Here is a 4215-nt window from a genome sequence, read left to right on the forward strand (position 1 = left end):
ACCATTAAGTCTGAAATGTTGTGGCGAACTACCTTTCAGACTCGTCAGAAGGCAGAAAAGGCACTTGGCCTTTACATTGAGGGCTTTTACAATCCAATCAGGCGACACTCGTCGTTAGGCTATCAATTGCCAATCGCGTTCGAGAGACAGAAAAGAAATAGTGAGACAGAGGCTCTCCATTTTCTTTAGGTCAGTCCACATGGCGCTGGCTGTGATAATGCGTTGAGTGAGTTGCCACTGCAAACTAAGCAATCTCAGAATCTAATTTATTTGAGAGCTGTTCATTGAAGACAAGTCGCACACCATAGTATTTCGAAGTGTCATGGTGTGCGGCCTGTATTTTATTTTTGAAGTCAGCGATGTTATTCTGACAAAAGTTAGATGAAGAAGCTGACGTCCAGGCCTGATGAGAAGCCTTCTACGGTAATCGTATCAGTTGTGCCTGCGGCAGAGATAACCGCACTACCTGGATCCGATGCGTAATCAATGATGAGGTCGTCAAATTCGCTCACGCCGTTCCAGTTGCCGAGCACATCAATCACATCACCTGCAGCAAGGTCAGTGATTACATCAGCGCCTGAGCCCGAGTTGAAGACAAATGTATCATTGCCAGCGTTGCCAGTAAGGACATCATCGCCTGAATAGCTTTGGATGGTATCTGACCCTGAGCTACCGTTGATGACCAGATCATTGGCGTTAAGTTGAACTTCCAGCGCTGTCGTGTCATTGCTCATGAGGCCATAGACAACGTTGTGTACCGGGTTACCTGAGCCCGAGCCAGATAGTCCTAAGCCGGAGATGTCAATGTCATTGGTCGTATGTGAGAAAGAGTCTGAGGACGAGTCATAATCGAGACCATGACCGAAAGAGACACTATCAACCGCTCCACTAAGGACATGGTTGGTCAAGCTATAAGAGATGTCTCCGGCTGAACCAGAATCGACGATGAATGATTGAGCGCTGTCACTGACAAATGGTAAAAGCGCTGAGCCGTTTGTTGCAGCATAATTGTTACCGCTGAAATCGAAGGGGTTTGAAGAGAAGTGGCCCCATCCAGAACGATCAAAGTTTTGGTTATAATCCGCAAAATACGCAGGCATATTGATGCCGTTACCGTTGTTGTTTGCGTCACTCAAATTTATTGTTACAGCCATGATTTCCTCTTCCTGTGGAGGTTGTGTTCTTTCTCAGAACGTTTGAGAGGGATCGCTCATGCGATCAGTCAGGCTGGCTGGCGTAAAGCTGGCTGGCAGGTAGGTTAAAATGTGAAGTTCAAAGCAGCGGTAACGGTGCGGCCTGGAGATGGAAACTCTCCAGCGGTCAGTGCGTTGACATAAGCAACATCACCCAGATTATTTACGTCTACTCGTAGTGTCGCGTTTTCATTGAACTCGTAGGAGCCGTAGAGGTCGACGATGGTATAGTCATCTGTCTTGTAACCACCACTAAAGAAGCCGAATTGGCCATCAGGCTCTACGTATGTGACACGTCCGCCCACTGTCAGTCTCTCATCTAAAAACCGAAGACCACCGTTTGCGCTAAGTTTGCTTTTAGGTGCAACATTGAGCAAGATAACCCTGTCTTCTGCGTTCCCATGCATCGTGTAGGGATTATTAAATGTGAAAGCATTGGGTAAGTCGATATAACTTCGGTTATATGCGACGCCTGCAAAGAAGTTACCTGCATCATAAAATGCTTCTAACTCAAAACCTTGCGTGTTTATTGGTTCATAAAGGTTGGCATATTGATAGTAGGGAATCTGGTACTGGAAACCACCTAGATCAAAAGTAACACCAGCCACACTTGCCAATGCGACATAATTTTCGACTTTTCGATTAAAGTAAGAGAACTTGAGTCTCAGTGTGTCATTTTCACTAAACTGATCATCAAGTTGGATGTTGAGGCCTCCTTCCCAGGTTTTGGCAAGTTCTGGTCGCAGCGCCCCATTCGGAAGATATGGAAGTCCGCCACCAGTATGTTCGCCACCAAGGAATGTTTCCATGACGGTCGGAATTCTGTAGCCTTCTGAATATCTACCGAAGAATTGCAGTCCATCTAATGGGGTGATGGAGAGAGCAAACGTTGGAGAGAACCTGTTTCCCGAGTTAGAGATATTCTGTCCGACAACTGAAGTGTTTCCAGATAGGTCGTACTCAAGCGTTTTTGAGGTGCCTTTCAAATTAAACTGATCATATCGTAAGCCGAAATTTAGCTCGATCAAATCCTTGTAAGAAAAGGCTAGTTGGTTGAATGCACTATAAACATTACGTTCACCACTTGGGTCGGCTCCAATCCATAAGCTATCCGGATCAACCGTTGATACATCTGGTTTTGATTTTGATTCTCCAACATCTTTGAACGCTTCAATCCCATAATTCCAGGAAATCGATAGCGCTGAAAGGTCAAATTGGCTTATGTTTTGAAGACTACCACCCAACGAATTGAGTGCGAAATCATTATCGAAGCCGCCTCCGCTAGATGTGCGTGCTAAGCGGTATTGATCATTATGCGTACGGTTCGCCCAGAGTTTAGCTTCCAGGTCAAACCAACTGTCATCGGGCTGCCAAGTGTAAGTTGCTGTACCTGTTATGTTGGTGATATCGCTATCGTTGTGAAAGTCACCACCGATTGTGCTGTTCGTGAATGCATCGTGGAAACCAAGAGCACCAAGTACTAATGTATGGTCATCATTGAGATCGATGTTTAATTTTGTAAGCCAGGATAGCGTTTCTGATCCGGTAAACACAACTGGTTGGCCAGTCTCACTAAACTCCAAACTACCATTGTTACCCGCTTGATATTTGCCAAGGTTCTTTTTGCTGATACCAGCTGCGAAACTGACGTTGTCAGTCAGTTTTATGCCAGCAGCGAGATTGCCGTTGAAGTTGTAGGCATTCGTACCAGCTGCCAGCTTTCCCTCAACCCCGTAGGATCTGTCAGGCTTGATCAGGTCTTTGGCTTCAATTGTTCGGAAATTGACCACACCGCCCATAGCGCCTGCACCACCCACACCCGATATGGCACTTTTTTCAATCTCAATCTGGCGGACAAAAGCAGGATCAACGTAAAAGCGTCCAGTTTCATCATGACCAGCTTTCTGGAAATTCTGGCGTGCTCCATCAATCATCACATTCACGCGGTTCTGGTCCTGAAGGCCACGAATATTGATGCTGATACCGGGATCTTGTGGGTTATCGGCAACAGTCACTCCTGGCACACCAGCAAAGAGGTCTGCTGCGGTGCGAGCATTGGAGTTTTTGATCTCTTCTCGGCCAATAACACTGACCGCACGAGGTGTTTCGTAAACCCATTCAGGTGCCCCTTGCCAGCCAACAGGGTCTCCGGAAGAAGCTGTCACGATGACAGGTAGGAGTGTTGCATCATCGCTATCAGCTGAGATGGCATCCTGAAATCTAGAAATGATGATAATTCCAGATGGATCAATCTCGTATATCAGCCCTGTTCCATCTAACAGCATATCCAAGGCATCTTGAGTTGCCATAACGGCTTTGAAGCCTGATATGCGAATGCCTTTGATATTCTTGGCGTTAACAGACAACCGAACGCTGGCTTGCTGACCAATCTGCATAAGTGCAGCTGATAATGAACCTGCAGGAATGTTGAATGATGTCTGCCTGGTTAACTCAGTCGTCGTTGACCCAGATTGCGCATACACTACGGGTAGTGATAACGCAGTTGTTTGAAACAATGATGCAAGCAAAACTGTTACTAGTAATTTGGTGTGACGCCCCCCCAGGCGAAATCCCACCTTATGCCCCGTTTCCATATATACCACTTCCAAACTCGCCACTGGATTACTACTAGGCGCTAATCTCACGCCCTATTTCCTAGAAGAGACGATCTGGAGAGGTTTATTTTCTGAGAAAAATACTCATATTTTTAAAAGTATGAGTATTTTGATTTTTTCAATAAATATATCAAAAGCTTAGATCATCGAAATTGCAACAAAGAAACTGAAATCTCTGAGTTGAACAGAATGTGCTGCTGAGATTGCATCCAAACTTTGTCTCGGCTCATTGAGGTTAAAAGCACCAGTCACACGTTTGGACATGATACGAGGATCCAACGTGTGCGTCCGGCGAACCCGACCTACAAAACGGAAATAGGCCCTGTTACGCTGGCTTAGCAGCGTAACACCACGGCATGAGATCGTTGAGGCGGGTGATCTTGTGATCAGCGATTTGAGCCAGAAGG

General features: G+C 46.0%; 3 protein-coding genes and 1 pseudogene. 1 reads left to right on the forward strand and 3 read right to left on the reverse strand.

Annotated elements, in window-relative coordinates; genetic code table 11:
• Positions 1-189: IS3 family transposase (locus tag PsAD37_RS20630; protein ID WP_153039681.1), on the forward strand; the 189-nt coding region annotated here is incomplete at its 5' end.
• A gap of 188 nt (positions 190-377) precedes the next feature.
• Here the strand turns inward: PsAD37_RS20630 and PsAD37_RS20635 are convergent.
• The 3 genes and pseudogenes from PsAD37_RS20635 to PsAD37_RS28605 form a co-directional block, all read right to left on the reverse strand.
• Positions 378-1154 (reverse strand): heme acquisition protein HasA, encoded by a 777-nt coding sequence (locus tag PsAD37_RS20635; protein WP_063297742.1) that lies wholly within the window; start codon positions 1152-1154, stop codon positions 378-380.
• 104 nt (positions 1155-1258) lie between these two features.
• Complete coding sequence (locus PsAD37_RS20640) at positions 1259-3787, reverse strand: TonB-dependent receptor (RefSeq protein WP_084408000.1); 2529 nt, start codon at positions 3785-3787, stop codon at positions 1259-1261.
• Positions 3788-3946: 159 nt separating this feature from the next.
• Positions 3947-4215, reverse strand: a pseudogene (locus PsAD37_RS28605) (hypothetical protein); the annotation flags it as partial.

It is taken from the genome of Pseudovibrio sp. Ad37, from assembly GCF_001623075.1.
In the GTDB taxonomy this organism is placed as follows: domain Bacteria; phylum Pseudomonadota; class Alphaproteobacteria; order Rhizobiales; family Stappiaceae; genus Pseudovibrio.

Bases quoted from the DNA above. Each gene is read 5' to 3' on its own strand.
- PsAD37_RS20635 (WP_063297742.1), bottom strand. From the start codon at position 1,154: ATGGCTGTAACAATAAATTTGAGTGACGCAAACAACAACGGTAACGGC.
- PsAD37_RS20640 (WP_084408000.1), bottom strand. From the start codon at position 3,787: ATGGAAACGGGGCATAAGGTGGGATTTCGCCTGGGGGGGCGTCACACC.